The organism is Sinanaerobacter sp. ZZT-01 (assembly GCF_035621135.1).
GTDB lineage: Bacteria > Bacillota > Clostridia > Peptostreptococcales > Anaerovoracaceae > IOR16.
Map to the genome: position 1 here is coordinate 421,548 of NZ_CP141728.1, position 16,651 is coordinate 438,198.

Genomic DNA, 16,651 nt, shown 5'->3' on the forward strand with positions numbered 1-16,651 from the left:
AGGCTCAATACTCCTGTTCCGCTTCATAATAGAAGCTGATAAAATCGCTTAGTACGGAGTCAACGCTATATTCCTTGTGCAGCTCATCAGCATATCGCTTGATGATAACCAGTTCGTCCTCAGTGGGATATTCGCTTTCTCCATTTCCCACTGAGTAAGAATACACACCGGCATTGACTTGCGCATCGGTGGTTCCCTCCATAAAGTTTTGAAAGCCGTCACTGGCTTCCAAATCGTCACGGTCGCAAAATCCCGACACTAAAAAGCTGGTATAACCGAAATCCGTCTGAAGCGCCACTTCGGTATAAATCAGGCTTCTACGGTCAAGCTCCAGCTTTTCGATTTCAACCTTGGACTGTATCTCGGTAATTTCCTCATAGGCGACCGCTGCTTCGGGGAACTGTACAAGGGAAATTGGCTCTGTTATCTGCATATCATCGTAGGTCTGCACAAAGCCGTATTGCAGCTTATCAAAGCTGACTTCCTCATTTTTGAAGTCCTCTTGAAAACAAAGCCATGGTTTCGTCAGTAGTAACGCCTAATATACGCATACTGTCTTTGCCTGCCCATGCGTCGCAGGCTGATAAGATGTAAATATTGGATGCCATTGGATTCCTCCCATCAAAGATTTTGAAATGTGCCTTAAAGCTCCTGCTCCATACCCGTTTCCTGATTGAAAGCAGCATAATCAGAGTTCTGCTGAAATCTCTGTTTCAGTTCAGCCGTTTCCTCTTTCACAGTAGCCATGGAAAGAGTATGTTCTTTTCCATCATAGTAATAAACCTCATCGGAAAGCTGTTCTTCCGGCGGCACAGCTTCTTGATTTACCCCCATCACCATGGCCTGAAGTTCTGCGGCGTTTACCTCTCCTGTGTCCCGCATCAAAAGCAGTTCATGGACACTGCTGGGCAGAATGAAAAGATTTGACTGCGCATTATCAGAAATCTGCTGTAATACCTCTGGGTATAACAGAGTAGCCGCACCATACTGTTTTGAGGGAGTGGTAAGGACATACGGCTCATAAGACTTCATCTCACATACCTCCGGCATCTCCCAATTCACCTCATTGGAAAACATAGAAGGCGGGAACATCATTTCACCAATAACGGATTGTAGTGTTGTTATCTGTGCCGGATAGGCTTTGACGGTATTCTTTAGCGCATCCTGATACACCACCTCAGAATCCAGCTTCCATCGTTCCATCAGTTCCTTTGTAACCCGAATGGTGGCGGAGCTGTGGTCATCCTCGTGAACAGGGATTTTGAGAACAGCCGCTAAATCCGTGTGATCAATGGATTTGCTGAACGCTTCCTTTAACAACATCTGGTTCATATCACGATTGATTATCTGAACCACAATCCGGTCTTTTATCTGCTCGTAGTCAGACAAATCCTCCGGCAGATTTTCAAAGGACCGGACTGCCCTATGAAAATATTGGGCAGCGATGTCCGTCAGAATTTCATTCAAGCTGACACCATTTTCATAAAGTTCAAAATACCCGTTGAGGTAAATTTGTGGTACTAAGGAGTCCTGCTCCCGACGTATGGTAATCCCATCCATCTCTTGATCATTGGTTTTCACCATGTGATTTAGTTCTACCTTGGCATCTTGGTACTCCTTTGGGAAATAGTCCTTCGCTTGGTTACACACTGCGTCTAAAAATTGCTGATAATCCATTAAATTCATAAAAATGCTCCTTTCCATCACAGCTTATCTGCAAGACCACGCAGATTGTCAGTGTCCTGCAAAAAGCTGTTGATTTGAAAATCTTTTTTCTGCATATAGTCCACCCCCAGCGTGACCGCTTCATTTAACATTTGGTCAAACTGATCCTCTGTTCCATCGTGGGCAAGGTTCATCAAAACCTTAATCAGTAAAAAGAACCCTGCGGCGTCTATCTTGCCTGACTTCATCAGCATTTTGGCAAGACGATTGGTCTGTTGCTCTGCAACCGCTTTGATGTCCTCGATGTGATAGACCGCAGTAAATTCCTGTCTGATAATACTGGAAATAAAATCTACATTTTGGGTGTAGCCCTCAATGTCCAGTCCCTTTTCGATAAAGCGACGGATCTGCTCATTTCTGGACACATTCTCACGGGCTGCCAGCTTATCAATTTCACCGCACATTTCTTTGGTAAGATAGACCGACGTAATAATTCGGTCGCTTTTTTTCGCCATGATATCCTCCCTTCGACATTAGTCAAAACTTAACAACGTCAGTTACTCTTTAACAAGGGTACAGGCTTTGCCTGTACGGTGTTTTTGCGGGTTGTTTAACAACCCTATTCCTGCCTTAACTCCAAAATCTGAGATTTTGGCATTAAGTAGCCCCTGCCGCAAAAACGGCAGGGGCGTGGGTCGCTTCGCTCCCAAAAGAGCGAAAACAAAAGTATGATCCGTGATATTAACAATAATTCAGGAACATGATAACCATGTTACACATCTACTCTCTTTAACGGGCAAATTTTTCACGATAAGTTAAATAGTCTAAAAATTTTGCAACGGCCAATGATACCGTTTTTTTGCTTCGCAAAGCAAGTCCGATTTTCCGATAGGCCGGTACATCCAGTTCTTTTACAACGATTCGGTATGGAACTCGCTTCAGAATCAGCTCTGGCAGTATACTGATGCCAAGGCCGCTTTCCACCATAGACATCACGGCATAATCGTCCCATGTGGTGAAGTGTGTTTTTGGAGACAAGCCGCATCGGTCAAATATTTCTGAGATTTCCGCTTTTGCACCCTTTTCCAGCAACATGAATGGGTATTCGCAGAGTGTAGCTACTGGCACTTTGTCATATTCCGTGAGCGGGTGTCCTTCTGGCAGAATTGCTAGAAGCTTATCTTGCTCTAAAAAAATTGTCTCCAGTTCTGTATGCGTCGGTAGGCGCAGAAAGCCGCAGTCCACTCGCCCCTCCAAAATCCACGTTTCAATTTCTGTATAGTCACCCAGGAGAAGCTCATAATCGATGTTCGGATAATCCTTTTGAAATTCCTTGATGATACTCGGCAGCCAGTGCGTCGCCACGCTGGAAAAGGTTCCGATACGGATTAGTCCTGATTGTAGTCCGTTGAGCTCATTCACCTGCATTTGTAGTTTTTGATATTCTTCACAGACCCCCTTAGCATATGGGAGTAACTTCGTGCCGTCTGAGGTCAGACGCACACCGGCACGACTACGTTCCAGTAGAATCACATTCCACTCCTTTTCAAGATCATTAATCATACGGCTAATTCCTGATTGAGAATAGTTCAGAATTTCCGCGGCTTTGGTGAAGCTTCCGTACTCAACTGTTTTGATGAACGCCATATATTTTAGAATATTCATATCCATTTTTTCGTCCTCTTTCATACGGTTTTGTGATTTTACAAATGATTATTATTCGTTTTTCAAATCATAAATTTAATGCTACAATAAAACCGTGAAAATTACAAGTAAAAGAGGGATGAATATGTTTTATGTGAGTGAAATTCAAACAACGGCACCTGCTAAATCCAAGACGCCGTTGCAGGAAATAGTTTATGAAACTTTGGAGAAATTGGATATTTCCTTTGAACGGGTTGATACCGACGAAGCCATCACAATGGAGGATTGCATTCAGATCAATACAAAGCTAGAAATGAAGATGGTGAAGACTTTGTTCTTGTGCAACCGACAGCAAACAGCCTTTTATCTCTTTATCACCTGTGGAGATAAGCCTTTTCGCTCCAAGGAATTTAGCAAATCTCTGGACATTGCTCGTGTTTCCTTTGCACCCTCAGATAAGATTGATACTATGCTGGGAACGAAGATTGGAGCTGCCACTGTTTTCAGTGCGTTGCTGGATGCAGATCATGCGGTACAAGTCGTTTTTGACAAGGATATTTTGTCTGAGGAATGGTACGGTTGCAGCGATGGAACTACTACTGGGTACATGAAGATTCGTACAGAACAAATCTTCCAAGATTTCCTTTCCTATGCCAAGCATACGCCATCTATCGTGGAGGTGTGATATGGGATTGTATCAGAATCGAATTGTTGTAAAAGTAGGTACTTCCACACTGACCAACGAAATGGGAATGAGCGATTTGCGTTCTTTTGACCGACTGGCCTGCGTTTTATCAGATATACAGAACATGGGATATGAAGTTATTCTGGTATCCTCCGGAGCGATTGCAGTGGGAATTAATAAGCTACAAATGAAGGCACGTCCCACCAGTATGCGTCTCAAACAGGCTGCCGCTGCAGTAGGACAATGCAACATCATGTTCCTCTATGACAAATTTTTCGGTGACTATGATAAGACCATTGCCCAGATATTGCTGAACGCTGAGGACATCGAGCAGGAGGAAAAGAAACAAAATCTGATAAATACATTCTGGAAATAGGTGTTATTCCCGTCGTAAACGAAAACGACTCTGTCAGTTATACGGAAATTGAATCGGAGGAGCGACTGTTTGGAGATAACGATATGCTCTCCGCTGTAGTAGCCGTTCTTTGCAGGGCAAAGAGGCTCGTCATCTTTTCAGACATTGATGGTCTGTATGACAGCGATCCACGCTTACATCCATGTGCGAAAAGGATTGAGTATATCGAACACATAGATGACAGCATTTATGCTCTGGCTGGTGGAGCCGGATCAAGGCGCGGTACAGGTGGAATGCGGACAAAGCTACAGGCGGCATCTCTTGCTACTGCACAAGGAATTGACACCATTATTACTAACGGCAAGAACCCTCACTCCTTATATGATATTGTCGGGGGTGGGAGCGCCGGAACAGTGTTTGTTGGAAGGTGCAGACTATGAAGCAGGCATATTTCAAGTACATCCTTGCGCTTCTACTTTTCGGTTCCAACGGAGTTGTTGCAAGCTATATCGGGTTAACCAGCTATGAAATTGTCCTTCTGCGCTCTCTGTTGGGCAGTATTCTACTGATCGTGGTTTTCTTTTTCACAGGACACAAACTGACTGTACTACAGCATAAAAAAGATTTCTGTTATATTGCACTATCTGGTATCGCAATGGGTGCTGACTGGCTACTTCTTTTCGAGGCCTTTGCTCAAATCGGTGTTAGTTTGGGAATGCTGATCAATTACTGTGGCCCTGTTATTGTAGTGGCGCTTTCTCCATTTCTGTTTAAGGAACGAATAAGCCCACAAAAATTGACCTCTCTGATTACAGCCCTTATAGGCGTCTTTCTTATCAGTGGGCAGGCGGCAACGGAAGGGGCCAACTTCTGGGGACTTCTCTGTGCAGGCCTGTCAGCAGTCTCTTACGCTGCCATGGTGATTTTCAACAAGAAGTCAAAGCAAGTCACAGGGATGGAAAACTCTACCCTTCAATTATTTTTCGCTTTTGTGACAGTATCAATTTTTATAGGATTCAAGCAATGTTTCTATATAGAAATTGCTACTGAGGATTGGTTACCAATTTTGTGGATTGGTCTGCTAAACACCGGGATAAGTTGCTATTTGTATTTTTCCTCCATCGGACGTCTACCAGTGCAGACTGTAGCAATCTGCGGCTATCTGGAACCGCTATCCGCAGTTGCTTTAGCAGCAGTGCTTTTGCAAGAATCCATGACAGTGACGCAGTTGTTTGGCGCCACAATGATTATCGGCGGTTCAGTTTTCGGAGAAATGACCTCATGGAAAAAAGTATCTAAATAACACTCCTTTGGTTGAGTTGAGCATTTTTTTATATCAATGCTCAGCTTGTTTCTTTTATATCCCCAATATAGTCCAGTCAATACTTGCATAAAGACTGTGAATAATTTTAAGTTTTCATAATACTGGACTCTTTCCTAATTGTTTATATTTATTAATTGAAACTTCGACTTTACTATGGTAAACTTTTTTATATATTTACCAAGGATAACTTTTTTGAAGCGGTAATGGGGAATTTAATTCTCTGCTCTGGGAACGAATTCGTATTTGATTAATTCGCATTAGGCGGATACGCATAATGCGAATCTTTCTTTGAAAAACAAGGGTGAACAATTTGATTATAAAAGATAACAAGCAATTCAATATGTTTCCCTCACATGTGGGGCTGAGAAAATATATTCAATATTACAACATCGTATTTCCATCGAATGATACATTTACAGCACAATATACGCTTATGCCTAACGCTTGCGGAACATTGTCGCTTGCTTTTGACGGAAACGCAGTCATTGCTGAATTGTGGGGAGCATCTTTAACCCCTGTTTTGTTAGGAATGGAAGCAAATAGTTATCATGTCCTACTGCTTATTCAGCTTTCGCCTTACGGGTTGTATCAAATCACACGTCAAAGCCAAGCGGAGTTTGCAGACAAACGCCTTTCGCTTGTGGACATCGACAACGAGTTGTTCCGTTTATTGCATCATGCTTTTGCAATATCAAAAACTGTAACCGACTTAGCGAACGCTTGCGAGGAAATTTTATACAAACGTATGGAAAATCATGTTGTTTCAAATGCTTTGCTATTGGCAACCAAAGCGATTTCTGATAATCATGGACAGCTACAAGTGAAAGAGATTGCCAGACTATCTTGTTATAGTGAACGGCAGCTAAACCGCTTGTTCCGCACACAAATTGGAATGAATGTTAAGGACTTTGCACGTTTAACCCGCTTTAATTATGTATTAAGGCACATTCAAAAATCACCTTGCTTTTTTGCGGCATTGTCACAACAAGCTGGCTATTTCGACCAAGCCCATTTTGATAAAGATTTCAAGGCTATCAGTGGTGTGTCACCCCAAAATTACTTGAAAACAATGTCGGATTTTTACTATGACGGCACAGAGATATACGATACACTATCCTCAAAGGAGGATTGAAAAATGAAATATCAAGGTTGTCTTTTAGCGGTTAAGGATATAGCCGCATCGAAACACTTTTATGAAAAGGTGCTTCATCAAAATGCAGTCATGGATATTGGCGTACATGTGACTTTTGAGGGTTTTTCTCTGCAACAAGGATATGCCGAACTCGTTGGTGTGGCAGTCAATAGCGTGAAAGAGCAGTCACATAACTTTCAAGTCTATTTTGAAGTGGATAATTTAGATGAAGTGTATGCCGAATTGAGAAAGATATCCAGTTTGCAATGGGTACATGAAATCAAAGAATACCCGTGGGGGCAGCGTGATATTCGGGTATATGACCCCGACAAGCACATTGTAGAAATTGCAGAGGATATGACCACGGTTATCAAACGCTTTTTTAATCAAGGCATGTCGGCAGAAGAAGTTGCTACACGCACAATGTTCCCTTTTGAGGTTGTAAAACAGTATGCGTTAGGCTTCGGTATGTGATACACGGCGGCTTTGGTAAATCAAAGCCGCTATTTTATTCCAAACAAGATCGGAGGAGACGGACAATGAGTAAATATGAGCCACTTTGGAAGGCGATAGGTCAACGCGCGGAGAACAGCTTTGCGCTGACCTATGCCGAGATTGAACAGATTCTGGGCTTTCCCATCGACCACGCCTTTTTAACCTTCAAGAAGGAGCTGCCCGCCTACGGCTACGAGGTTGGTAAGATCTCCATGAAGGCACAGACGGTGACGTTCAAACGCTGCGTTTGACAAGCGGCTGCGTTTCTGCTATCATCGGCTTCACCCATCCAAGAGGAGGAACACTATGAACTGGGAGCCATGGACAGGCTGTTACAAAATAAGTGATGGCTGTACAAATTGCTATTTTTATGGTCCGTATGCAAAACGCTATGGTCAAAGCACAATACAAAAAACAGATAAATTTGATTGGCCCGCAAGGAAAAATGCAAAGGGCGAATACAATATCAAAGGCAACAAAATTCTTCCAACCTGTTTTGCGACTGACTTTTTCCTGCCAGAAGCAGACGAGTGGCGTAAAGACATTTGGGCTATCATCAAGGAAAGAACTGATATTGATTTCTTGATTTTAACAAAGCGAATTGATCGTTTTCTCGTATCACTTCCACCCGATTGGGGTGCAGGCTATGACAATGTGAATATTGGTTGTACTGTCGAAAATCAAGCATTAGCTGATTACAGACTGCCACTCTTTTTATCTTATCCGATAAAGCGGCGGTTCATCGCTTGTGCCCCACTCTTAGAAAAGATAGATTTGACACCGTATCTTCGTGGAGTAGACCATGTGACAGTTGGCGGTGAAACGGGTCGAGAAGCTCGTGAATGTGATTATGATTGGGTACTTAATATCCGTGAACAATGCGTAAAAGCAAATGTAACATTTTGGTTCAAAAACACAGGCTCACTTTTTAAACGTGACGGTGTAGTGGAAAAAATAAATCCATTTAAGCAAACCAGTATAGCAAAAGAGCTTGTTATCAATATTTCAGATGGAAAAAGGTTGTTTTGACAGGAACAGAATAGCATAAAACATTATTGCCTGTTTTGTTTAATGAATGTTCTGAACGATCCAAACGAGGATACCCTCCGAAACTGATTTAATTCGTCCACCAGAGAAAAACTCACTAATTATGAAATTGAGCCGTTGCACCTCTTGATGCAACGGCTCCTTGTTCGTTATATGCCCAAAATCGTCCAGAGTATCCTGTGCATAAGGACGGTTATAGGTTTGCTTTCAAACACAAAAGGCAAAGATTCCAATGTTAATCAGAATCTTTGCCTTTTATTTAAAACATCAGTACGAATTATTCGCCCATGAATAACTTGATATCATCTTCAACTTGTCCGATACCTGCAATACCAAACTTTTCAACAAGGACTTTTGCAACATTAGGTGATAAAAATCCCGGTAAGGTAGGACCAAGGTGAATATTCTTAACCCCTAAATAAAGTAATGCAAGTAAGACAATTACCGCTTTTTGCTCATACCATGCGATGTTAAATGCAATCGGCAGATCGTTAACGTCCTCAAGTTCAAATATCTCTTTCAGCTTCAATGCGATTACTGCAAGAGAGTAGGAATCATTACATTGGCCAGCATCAAGAACTCTTGGAATACCACCAATATCTCCTAACTCAAGTTTATTGTAGCGGTACTTTGCACATCCTGCAGTAAGAATAACCGTATCCTTCGGTAGTTTTTCTGCAAACTCAGTGTAATATCCACGAGATTTCATTCTGCCATCACAGCCTGCCATAACGAAGAACTTTTTAATTGCACCTGATTTTACTGCATCAACTACTTTGTCTGCAAGGGCAAAAACTTGGTTGTGAGCAAAACCGCCAACAATATTGCCTGATTCAATTTCTACAGGAGGCTTACACTGCTTTGCCATCGCAATAATTTCAGAAAAATCTTTTTTGCCATTTTCATCAGCTGTGATGTGAGGGCATCCGGGATAGCCTGATGCACCGGAAGTAAAGATTCTTTGTCTGATTTCCTCACTTCTTGGAGGTACAATACAGTTTGTAGTAAATAAAATGGGGCCATTAAAGGTTTCAAATTCGGTCACTTGCTGCCACCATGAACCGCCGTAATTTCCCGCAAAATTATCATACTTTTTAAAGAAAGGATAGTAATGTGCAGGAAGCATTTCACTATGTGTATAAACATCGATACCAGTACCCTTGGTTTGTTCCAGTAGTTGCTCTAAATCAGTGAGATCATGGCCTGAAATCAGTATTCCAGGATTGTTTCTTACACCAATATTAACGCTGGTAATTTCAGGATTTCCATATTTGGAGGTATTGGCTTCGTCTAGCAGCGCCATCGCTTTCACGCCAAACTCGCCTGTCTTTAATGTTAATGCCACAAGATCATCTGCAGACAAAGAATCGTCAAGGGTTGAAGCAAGTGCTTCATAAATAAATGCATTGATAGCAAGATCTTCTTTTCCGATATTAAGGGCGTGATGTGTATACGCTGCCATACCTTTCAAACCATAGATAATCATTTCTCTAAGAGAACGAACATCTTCATTTTCCGTTGAAAGTACACCTACTTTAGATGCTTTGTCTAACATAGACGCTCTATCGATTACTTCAAACTCCGCCGCATCACCAAGGTTAACACCAGAAAGCTGTTTTTTTAGCCCGTTTCTAAATTCAATCATTTTATGGATTTGATTTTCGATTGCGCCATCATCAAAATTAGCGTTTGTAATAGTGATAAAAAGGCTTTTTAACACTTCATGGTTTACTTCACTTATGGATTTAACATCCACTTTTCCTTTTACCACGATTTCAGAAATCCCTTTTGTAACATAAATCAGCAAGTCTTGCAATTTTGCAACTTCCTCATTTTTGCCACACACACCTCTTACCTCACAACCGGTACCTTTTGCGGTTTCTTGGCATTGGTAACAAAACATACTCATAATCGTTCCCTCCTTCGTATTATTCCTTTACTGGTTCAAACTCATCTTTACCCACAAAGCAAATTGGGCAAACCCAATCATCAGGGATATCTTCAAACGCAGTTCCTGGGTCTATTCCACTATCCGGATCACCTATTTCTGGGTCATAGATATATCCACATGGGATACATACATATTTTATCATTATTTGTTTCTCCTTTCAATGATTATAAATTTTGTTTCACTATTTTAAAGGTGCCGGGGCTTTTACGACAATTAGCTCAAGCACATTTTCCAATACATTCTTAACATTCATCTTTGTATTCACAGGAATTTTCAAAAGAGTTCCCTTATTATATTGGTGCACTTCTTGATCATTTAGCCCTATAGATAAAGTCCCCCTTACCACTGTCATATAAACGTTAGAGTTGGAAAAATGTTCTGGGAGGCCTTCATCCTTATTAAAGATCATATGAATATAATGAATATTTTCATCCTGAATTACTCTTTCAACCGCTTTTTCATCTCCAGTGGACATTTCATAGACTTGCTCAATCATTTTGTATACCTCCTTTTTGTTATAGTTTTAAATTATGTGGTTAAATTATACAACACATGCGAAGAAATGTATGTTGTTTTTACAACATTTTCTACTTATTCATTGTAACGAATGGCGCTAACAGGACAAGCCAATATTGTTTGGTTAAGCCTTTCTTTGTCTATTTCAGAGTCAAAAGATTTAATATATGCTTTTTTACCTTGCATACCAAAAATCTCAGGATAATTTTTAGTACACAATGTGCAGCCCATACAAGATTCTCTGTTTAATGTAAGACCACTTGCTTTTTCTTCTTTCTGTACTATATCTTCGTCTTTAACGATTTTTGAAGTAATCCACGAAAATACTACTATTGCAATTACAGTTAATACCCAGCGAATTGCCATAAACTTTATTCCCAAAAATTTTGCTTCATTTAGCAGCATTGGAACCTTTATTACTGCCCACGAGCTTAAAATTATAACCAAATTTCGTACAGAAGCTCCCTTTTTGTGGAGCATTACACACATAGGAAATGCTGCATATATCGGTCCCGCAGATATGCTACCTAAAACGAACGACAATATAATACCTTTAACTTTGGATTCTTTTCCTAAGTATTTTGTGATTTTTTCCTTTGCAATCCATGTATCCAAAAGCGCGGTAAGAACAAATATCACCGGCATTATCATAAGCATTTCTTTAATGTAATAGGCACTGTTTTTAATTGATGTAACACCCATATCTGGTTTAAGTATAAACATCAGGATATAGGCAGCTACAACCACTATCAAGAAAGTATTATCTTTTGCTTTTTTTAAGATTTTCATACAATCACCCCCATTACCATAGCGATAATTATGGCAAATAAAAAGCTTAATCCGTTTCTAGTAGCAGTAAATTTAAGCCCAAATTCACGCTTTTCAAGTGGAAATGTTACGACCCCTACCATTGTAAGTGTAGTTAGAAATGCTACGGAAGGAACAACACTAACCCCAGCGTCAACCAGCGTACCGACAAGCGGAAAAGCAATAAAGGCAGGGATCAGTGTAATTGTTCCAAATGCCGCCGAACCCACCGTTGCTATGACTAAGGATTGATTTCCTACAAATTCGGCAATATACTCTGGCGGTAATATTGTCAGAATTAAACCGATTAAAAAAATAATTGATAATATGCTTCCCAGCATCCCCTTGCCCATACCAAATGCCATTTTAAGTGCTTTCAATGTCTTCGATTTATCCTTTTTTAAGGAAATCAAAAGGAATATAATCGTTCCTATCCACATTGCTACTGTAAAAATATCCATACAAATCCTCCATTCTTTTTGTGATAACACAATTATAAAGTAGTTTATCATTCGCAAATAGACACCGATGTTTCTTTTTGATATAATGTTTTTAAATGGAGGAGTAAATTCATATGAATATTGACATTTTACGAAACATTTCATTATTTTCAGCTGTAAAGGAATCTAATTTAGAAAAACTAATAGCAGGTAATCATATTTATCAAAAACACTATATGAAAGGTGCAACCGTTCATAATGCAAATGAAACTTGCCGTACATTAGATATTGTATTGTCAGGAAGTTTGGTTGCGTATTCTTTATCAACGAACGGTTCAGCAACTACGATGTTTGAATTTAGTCAGGGAAGTGTGATAGGAGCAAATTTATTATTTGGTGACAACCACAGTTATCCTCTTACTATCTATTGTCTTATAGATTGTCAAATTATCCATATTGACATAAATGCTGTTTTGGAGTTTTTGCATGATTACAATTTTACATTGCATTATATAAAGTCAATCTCACAAAATTCACAAGGAATAAATCAGAAGATAGCAATGTTTACACAAAGAACACTTCGTGAAAATATTATGAATTATTTTAAACAGCAAACTATCATACAGAAATCTTCGGTAATTCTGCTTCCAATGAGTAAAAGACAACTGGCAGATTATTTTGGTGTACAAAGACCTTCTTTGTTCAGAGAAATGAAAAAATTAAAAGAGGAAGGTATTATTGAAATTAATAACCGTACAATCGCAATAAAAAAATATAAATACTAAATATTTAAAGGATGTTGTAAAATATAAAAGTCAAATTTAATCTTAAAGCAGAGCAACGGCAAACTAAACTTACTGTTACTCTGCTTCATTTTCTTATAAACACAATATAGTTCAAGTATAATCGATGATGCTACCTCTCCATATCCTGCTCTTTTAGATTTTGCTCCTGTATCCCACGAAAAGCCAACAAATCCTGATTAAAATCCTTTGTCTGCGGGGTCTGTATAAAGGTCTTGTACCCCAAATCCGCAAAGGTTTCAGCGGAGATTCCCGCCTGAATCTGTCCGTGGTTATGGGGCTGACCCTTGGCATCTTTGCCGTCCACATCGTTATCATAGCAAAACACAATCTCGACAATTTCTGGGTGGTGCTGCAAATAGCGGTAAAGAGCCTTATCTGACAGACATCCCTCGGCAACCCGATGATCCTCCCGCCAATCAATGCCGTGGAGCTTGCAGAGACTGGCGTGGCTCATAGCATCAATGGGGGCTTCAAATTCATATACACGGTTGGAACGCCCCTCCATGCAGAAACCATATGTCTTATCAGAGTTTTCTACATCCTGACGAAACTTACTGTCTGAGCTTGGCGCTCTGAGTGCACAGTACCGGGGCTTAGCTGTTTCGTCATAACCTACAAAGGCACAGTTATGGAATGTATAACCGTTTTTCTCAGTCCTTGCTCCATACACTTTCCCAGCCTCAATCATAGCGTAGACAATTTCCTTATCAATGCCACGAGTATGGGTCAAGTAGGCGATAGTACGGTCAAAACTCTTGTCCTTGGGCGGCAGTACCAGTTCGCCCTTGGGACCTTTTTCAATAGGTGGCACCAAGGAAGTCGTTCCCTCATAGGCACGGCAGCCCAAAATCAGTTCTGCCGCACTTTTGAAATCCGATGCACCCAAATATTCCTTTGCAAAATCCACGATATTACCCTTGGTCTGTGTAGAAAAACAGTAGTAGCCGCGCCCATGGTTAAACAGATACAGTCCGCCGCTGTTCTTCACATGAACGGTGTAGTTATCGCCTTTTTCAATCTGAAAACCATTTTCCACGGCGAAGTCAATGATATTGGTGTCAAAGACCTGCTTCATCTGCTCTTCCGTAAAGGGCATAGGCTTTGACGATGTACGCATGGGTTGTCACCTCCATTCCACGCAAAAGTGCCCCCTGAAAGCAGTTTCAATCCGCTTTCAGGGGGCACTTTTGTTATCTGGTATTTTGTTATCGTTCTAAATCATCTTTACCGCTATAGGCAGTATCCTCCGTCACATCGCTGCGGTGGTCGTCTACCGGAATCCATGTTCTGCGGGTATTTACCACTTCCGAAAGCAGTTCCACTCTCTCCCGAAGGGCAAAGCACAACGCATCGCAACGGGCAGTATCTATAAACACGGACCCGCGCATCAGCTCCCGTAGCTCCTCGTCAATATCATAAAGTGTGTTCAGGTTCAGCCACTCAAAAGAGCTTACCAGCTTGATCTGCTCCTCATGGTTGTTCTTAAAAGGCTTGCAGGACAGCTTAGCTTTCGAGCCAATCATAGAAATGGGCTTATCAAACCAAAGAGAAGTTCCGCTGTCAAATATGGGAGCCGTTCCAAGATATTCAAGGGTTTCCGCATTTCTCACCACACCGAAGTTATTCTGATGCCGGTCTTCATTAGCAATCAGGTAATCCAGCACCATCATCTGGTCGAGGGCTTCCTTCATACCAAGGATACCAAGCTTTTCGCAGCAATCAAGGTAATGCTGATAAATCGACACATGGTTCGGCTTTTTCTCCGTCTGCATCACATACCATGCCGAGATTAGTTCTGTCTGCGGTGTAATGAAGTCCTCGCATACACTGTAAGGATACTCATCCTCTGTAAGCAGGGTATATGGAACATGGGGAATTCCAAGCCGTTCCATAATTTTTCCAGCCATCACCTCGTTATATGGCTCCTGCTGAGTCGCACCGCTTCCGCCCTTAATCAGGCAGCGTTTCCCATCTATAATCTTCCACTTTTTCTTGAGCCAGCCGTCCGAAGTATTATCCGGGGACATCAGGCTCATATGGTCATTAGAGGAACCCTGTCCAAACAGGATATTTCCCACATCCTCCGAAAAAGGATTATCAAAGAAGTTGACCTGTGACCACTGAATGCCAGAATCAGCCGGACAGATCCAATACTGATCGGAAAGACTCAAACCAAGGCATTTTTCCAACAATTTTTGTGTTGTAGACAGATTCAGTTCTGTCAGTGCATTTTTGATTCCGGCACGGCTTGCAGGGATTGCTCGTCCACGCCACCATTCATTAAGTGCGCTGCGGTCTATCACACCTTTTTTCACCGGAATACCCAGCGGCACATGGGGTGCTTCATAGATATGGCCGATAGCAGAAATCGCGCTGGACGCTTCATCCAGCTCTATATCGGCTACCGAAATATTTTTGTGCATCAGTATATATCGTTTCATGCCATCTGCCATTTCATCATCTCCTGTTCTTAACTTAAAATTATACCAAATAAAGTCGTTCTTTTCAACGTAGTAATTATGAACTTTGCAGGACGATTATCGCTCTAATTCTTCCGCTTCCGACATTTCCGACATACTTTCCAATGTAGCTGTATGCATCTGAAAGGTGGAAAGCATCTCCCTGACAGCTTCTGGCAGACTGCTTTTCTCCACATGAATATCGCAGGGAATAGCTGCTGTATAGCCGTAATCATAGGGAATGAAGGTATCCTGAATATAGGCACGAATATGATCCGGCAATTCAGGATCACGTTGGGATAGGATGCCATACCCTGTCAGGAAATTGGTTTCATAATGTTCCCCGGAGGAAGTCAGGTCAAGCTCCAAAAGGACAATGCAAAGATTTTCTTTTTCTTTTGACTGCACCACGCCGGGGACCATAACATAATCGGTTAAGCCCTCCGTCAAGCAGTCCGTGCCATAGCACTGTATCATTGCCTTATATAGCAGATGCAATACTGCTTTGGCATAGTCTTTGTCCTGTGTGCCATAGGATGCCTGCAAACGGTCATAGTCAATGGTGGGAAGCACCTTTTGATTTAAGTGTTCCACATAAATACTGGTTTTATCGTGTTCCATACTTGCTCCTTATCGTTCAAAATCATTTTCGTCAGCTTCCGGCACAATCCCCAGCATTCGCAGAAATTCTTCTTTACTATCTGCATATCCAACTTCCATGGCAAAGCTGTGGGCTTCTGTATTAGAATAAAACTCCGGCTCATGAAAGTGGTTGCTGAAATAAGTAATCTGCTCATTGGAAAGGGAAGTATCGTTACCCTCTCCATCGTCAGTGCAGATGAAAAATGTGCCGCAGATAATGTCACCATTATCCATTCTTCGGTTTCCGGTTAGTCCATTCAGTTTGCCTTCGTCATTGCAGTAGAGGTGGCAGTTAAGCTCTGACAACGGTACAAACTCTATGCAGCCGCCTACCAGCTCCTGCATTGCCCTGTAATCATTTCTGACTGTGGAAACATAAGGATTCTTATGCGGCTCCACCACAAGCACCTGAATGCAGCCATCTGGGCATTTGTCATTTTCATTCTCGGCTTCCCTCAGAATATGAAAACTGTCCACATTGGGTACAAGCGCCAAAGTTCTTCCATTCTGCCATTTCATATGGAGCTGCCCCTGATCGTCCACGAATTTTATTTCGCCCGACAGGCCGTCCGGCATATCTCTCTCACCGTCCATATGGTCAAGTTGAATTTTAGTACCGACAGTATACTTTTTCTTAATCTGTTCTACCTGATATGGTTTTAAAAATCCTTCCATAATGCCTC

General features: G+C 41.4%; 21 protein-coding genes and 1 pseudogene. 8 read left to right on the top strand and 14 right to left on the bottom strand.

All coding sequences use genetic code 11. The features are described 5' to 3' along the window. Nucleotides 1–4: 4 nt before the first annotated feature. The 5 genes from U5921_RS02035 to U5921_RS02055 all read right to left on the bottom strand — a co-directional run bounded on the left by U5921_RS02035 (nt 5) and on the right by U5921_RS02055 (nt 3,336). Nucleotides 5–433 (bottom strand): hypothetical protein, encoded by a 429-nt coding sequence (locus tag U5921_RS02035; RefSeq protein ID WP_324824870.1) that lies wholly within the window; start codon nt 431–433, stop codon nt 5–7. A 52-nt stretch (nt 434–485) separates the two neighbouring features. Continuing rightward, the gene (locus U5921_RS02040; RefSeq protein WP_324824871.1) at nt 486–608 is read right to left on the bottom strand and encodes a hypothetical protein; all 123 of its coding nucleotides are present in this window, start codon (nt 606–608) and stop codon (nt 486–488) included. Nucleotides 609–642: 34 nt separating this feature from the next. Then, entirely contained in the window at nt 643–1,686 is a 1,044-nt protein-coding gene (locus U5921_RS02045) for a DUF5688 family protein (protein WP_324824872.1), read from the bottom strand. Between the two features lie 17 nt (nt 1,687–1,703). Next, nucleotides 1,704–2,180: a ribbon-helix-helix domain-containing protein gene (locus tag U5921_RS02050; protein ID WP_324824873.1), complete on the bottom strand. Its 477-nt coding sequence runs from the start codon at nt 2,178–2,180 to the stop codon at nt 1,704–1,706. A 274-nt stretch (nt 2,181–2,454) separates the two neighbouring features. Continuing rightward, nucleotides 2,455–3,336, bottom strand: a complete 882-nt coding sequence (locus tag U5921_RS02055; RefSeq protein WP_324824874.1) for a LysR family transcriptional regulator — start codon at nt 3,334–3,336, stop codon at nt 2,455–2,457. Between the two features lie 118 nt (nt 3,337–3,454). Between U5921_RS02055 and U5921_RS02060 the strand changes: the two genes are divergently transcribed. From U5921_RS02060 to U5921_RS02090, 7 genes and pseudogenes are all read left to right on the top strand, one after another. After that, nucleotides 3,455–3,994: a prolyl-tRNA synthetase associated domain-containing protein gene (locus U5921_RS02060; protein WP_324824875.1), complete on the top strand. Its 540-nt coding sequence runs from the start codon at nt 3,455–3,457 to the stop codon at nt 3,992–3,994. 1 nt (nt 3,995) lies between these two features. Next, nucleotides 3,996–4,789 (top strand): annotated as a pseudogene (gene proB, locus U5921_RS02065) (glutamate 5-kinase). Beyond that, complete coding sequence (locus U5921_RS02070) at nt 4,786–5,652, top strand: DMT family transporter (protein ID WP_324824876.1); 867 nt, start codon at nt 4,786–4,788, stop codon at nt 5,650–5,652. Before proB ends, U5921_RS02070 begins: the two are co-directional and overlap by 4 nt. Before the next feature lie 322 nt (nt 5,653–5,974). Continuing rightward, nucleotides 5,975–6,805 (top strand): helix-turn-helix domain-containing protein, encoded by an 831-nt coding sequence (locus U5921_RS02075; RefSeq protein WP_324824877.1) that lies wholly within the window; start codon nt 5,975–5,977, stop codon nt 6,803–6,805. 3 nt (nt 6,806–6,808) lie between these two features. Next, nucleotides 6,809–7,279 (top strand): VOC family protein, encoded by a 471-nt coding sequence (locus U5921_RS02080; protein ID WP_324824878.1) that lies wholly within the window; start codon nt 6,809–6,811, stop codon nt 7,277–7,279. A gap of 65 nt (nt 7,280–7,344) precedes the next feature. Continuing rightward, nucleotides 7,345–7,551 carry a hypothetical protein gene (locus U5921_RS02085; protein WP_324824879.1) on the top strand — a complete coding sequence of 69 codons (207 nt, stop codon included), beginning with the start codon at nt 7,345–7,347 and terminating at the stop codon, nt 7,549–7,551. Between the two features lie 55 nt (nt 7,552–7,606). Further along, nucleotides 7,607–8,329 carry a DUF5131 family protein gene (locus U5921_RS02090; RefSeq protein WP_324824880.1) on the top strand — a complete coding sequence of 241 codons (723 nt, stop codon included), beginning with the start codon at nt 7,607–7,609 and terminating at the stop codon, nt 8,327–8,329. A gap of 295 nt (nt 8,330–8,624) precedes the next feature. Here the strand turns inward: U5921_RS02090 and hcp are convergent, their stop codons facing one another. The 5 genes from hcp to U5921_RS02115 form a co-directional block, all read right to left on the bottom strand. After that, complete coding sequence (hcp, locus tag U5921_RS02095) at nt 8,625–10,256, bottom strand: hydroxylamine reductase (protein WP_324824881.1); 1,632 nt, start codon at nt 10,254–10,256, stop codon at nt 8,625–8,627. Nucleotides 10,257–10,275: 19 nt separating this feature from the next. Then, nucleotides 10,276–10,440, bottom strand: a complete 165-nt coding sequence (gene rd, locus U5921_RS02100; protein ID WP_324824882.1) for a rubredoxin — start codon at nt 10,438–10,440, stop codon at nt 10,276–10,278. A 39-nt stretch (nt 10,441–10,479) separates the two neighbouring features. Further along, complete coding sequence (locus U5921_RS02105) at nt 10,480–10,794, bottom strand: cupin domain-containing protein (RefSeq protein ID WP_324824883.1); 315 nt, start codon at nt 10,792–10,794, stop codon at nt 10,480–10,482. A 95-nt stretch (nt 10,795–10,889) separates the two neighbouring features. Then, entirely contained in the window at nt 10,890–11,603 is a 714-nt protein-coding gene (locus U5921_RS02110; protein WP_324824884.1) for a permease, read from the bottom strand. Further along, nucleotides 11,600–12,082: a permease gene (locus U5921_RS02115; RefSeq protein ID WP_324824885.1), complete on the bottom strand. Its 483-nt coding sequence runs from the start codon at nt 12,080–12,082 to the stop codon at nt 11,600–11,602. Before U5921_RS02115 ends, U5921_RS02110 begins: the two co-directional genes overlap by 4 nt. Nucleotides 12,083–12,195: 113 nt before the next feature. Here U5921_RS02115 and U5921_RS02120 point away from each other — a divergent pair, with 113 nt between their 5' ends. Then, nucleotides 12,196–12,846: a Crp/Fnr family transcriptional regulator gene (locus U5921_RS02120; RefSeq protein WP_324824886.1), complete on the top strand. Its 651-nt coding sequence runs from the start codon at nt 12,196–12,198 to the stop codon at nt 12,844–12,846. Nucleotides 12,847–12,976: 130 nt separating this feature from the next. Here the strand turns inward: U5921_RS02120 and U5921_RS02125 are convergent, their stop codons facing one another. The 4 genes from U5921_RS02125 to U5921_RS02140 all read right to left on the bottom strand — a co-directional run bounded on the left by U5921_RS02125 (nt 12,977) and on the right by U5921_RS02140 (nt 16,643). Next, the gene (locus tag U5921_RS02125) at nt 12,977–13,984 is read right to left on the bottom strand and encodes a DUF3991 and TOPRIM domain-containing protein (RefSeq protein ID WP_324824887.1); all 1,008 of its coding nucleotides are present in this window, start codon (nt 13,982–13,984) and stop codon (nt 12,977–12,979) included. An 88-nt stretch (nt 13,985–14,072) separates the two neighbouring features. Further along, entirely contained in the window at nt 14,073–15,320 is a 1,248-nt protein-coding gene (locus U5921_RS02130; protein ID WP_324824888.1) for a HipA domain-containing protein, read from the bottom strand. Between the two features lie 84 nt (nt 15,321–15,404). Further along, a complete protein-coding gene (locus tag U5921_RS02135; RefSeq protein ID WP_324824889.1) occupies nt 15,405–15,947 on the bottom strand; it encodes a hypothetical protein in 543 nt (180 codons plus the stop codon). 9 nt (nt 15,948–15,956) lie between these two features. Then, nucleotides 15,957–16,643 carry a DUF3846 domain-containing protein gene (locus tag U5921_RS02140; protein WP_324824890.1) on the bottom strand — a complete coding sequence of 229 codons (687 nt, stop codon included), beginning with the start codon at nt 16,641–16,643 and terminating at the stop codon, nt 15,957–15,959. Nucleotides 16,644–16,651 lie beyond the last annotated feature (8 nt).

Excerpts from the sequence above, each read along its gene's own strand:
- U5921_RS02110 (WP_324824884.1), bottom strand. The coding sequence starts at position 11,603 with ATGAAAATCTTAAAAAAAGCAAAAGATAATACTTTCTTGATAGTGGTT.
- U5921_RS02120 (WP_324824886.1), top strand. The coding sequence starts at position 12,196 with ATGAATATTGACATTTTACGAAACATTTCATTATTTTCAGCTGTAAAG.
- U5921_RS02125 (WP_324824887.1), bottom strand. The coding sequence starts at position 13,984 with ATGCGTACATCGTCAAAGCCTATGCCCTTTACGGAAGAGCAGATGAAG.
- U5921_RS02080 (WP_324824878.1), top strand. The coding sequence starts at position 6,809 with ATGAAATATCAAGGTTGTCTTTTAGCGGTTAAGGATATAGCCGCATCG.
- U5921_RS02055 (WP_324824874.1), bottom strand. The coding sequence starts at position 3,336 with ATGGATATGAATATTCTAAAATATATGGCGTTCATCAAAACAGTTGAG.
- U5921_RS02140 (WP_324824890.1), bottom strand. The coding sequence starts at position 16,643 with ATGGAAGGATTTTTAAAACCATATCAGGTAGAACAGATTAAGAAAAAG.
- U5921_RS02085 (WP_324824879.1), top strand. The coding sequence starts at position 7,345 with ATGAGTAAATATGAGCCACTTTGGAAGGCGATAGGTCAACGCGCGGAG.
- U5921_RS02050 (WP_324824873.1), bottom strand. The coding sequence starts at position 2,180 with ATGGCGAAAAAAAGCGACCGAATTATTACGTCGGTCTATCTTACCAAA.
- U5921_RS02105 (WP_324824883.1), bottom strand. The coding sequence starts at position 10,794 with ATGATTGAGCAAGTCTATGAAATGTCCACTGGAGATGAAAAAGCGGTT.
- U5921_RS02135 (WP_324824889.1), bottom strand. The coding sequence starts at position 15,947 with ATGGAACACGATAAAACCAGTATTTATGTGGAACACTTAAATCAAAAG.
- U5921_RS02040 (WP_324824871.1), bottom strand. The coding sequence starts at position 608 with ATGGCATCCAATATTTACATCTTATCAGCCTGCGACGCATGGGCAGGC.
- U5921_RS02035 (WP_324824870.1), bottom strand. The coding sequence starts at position 433 with ATGCAGATAACAGAGCCAATTTCCCTTGTACAGTTCCCCGAAGCAGCG.
- U5921_RS02130 (WP_324824888.1), bottom strand. The coding sequence starts at position 15,320 with ATGGCAGATGGCATGAAACGATATATACTGATGCACAAAAATATTTCG.
- U5921_RS02090 (WP_324824880.1), top strand. The coding sequence starts at position 7,607 with ATGAACTGGGAGCCATGGACAGGCTGTTACAAAATAAGTGATGGCTGT.
- U5921_RS02045 (WP_324824872.1), bottom strand. The coding sequence starts at position 1,686 with ATGAATTTAATGGATTATCAGCAATTTTTAGACGCAGTGTGTAACCAA.
- hcp (WP_324824881.1), bottom strand. The coding sequence starts at position 10,256 with ATGAGTATGTTTTGTTACCAATGCCAAGAAACCGCAAAAGGTACCGGT.
- U5921_RS02060 (WP_324824875.1), top strand. The coding sequence starts at position 3,455 with ATGTTTTATGTGAGTGAAATTCAAACAACGGCACCTGCTAAATCCAAG.
- U5921_RS02115 (WP_324824885.1), bottom strand. The coding sequence starts at position 12,082 with ATGGATATTTTTACAGTAGCAATGTGGATAGGAACGATTATATTCCTT.
- rd (WP_324824882.1), bottom strand. The coding sequence starts at position 10,440 with ATGATAAAATATGTATGTATCCCATGTGGATATATCTATGACCCAGAA.
- U5921_RS02070 (WP_324824876.1), top strand. The coding sequence starts at position 4,786 with ATGAAGCAGGCATATTTCAAGTACATCCTTGCGCTTCTACTTTTCGGT.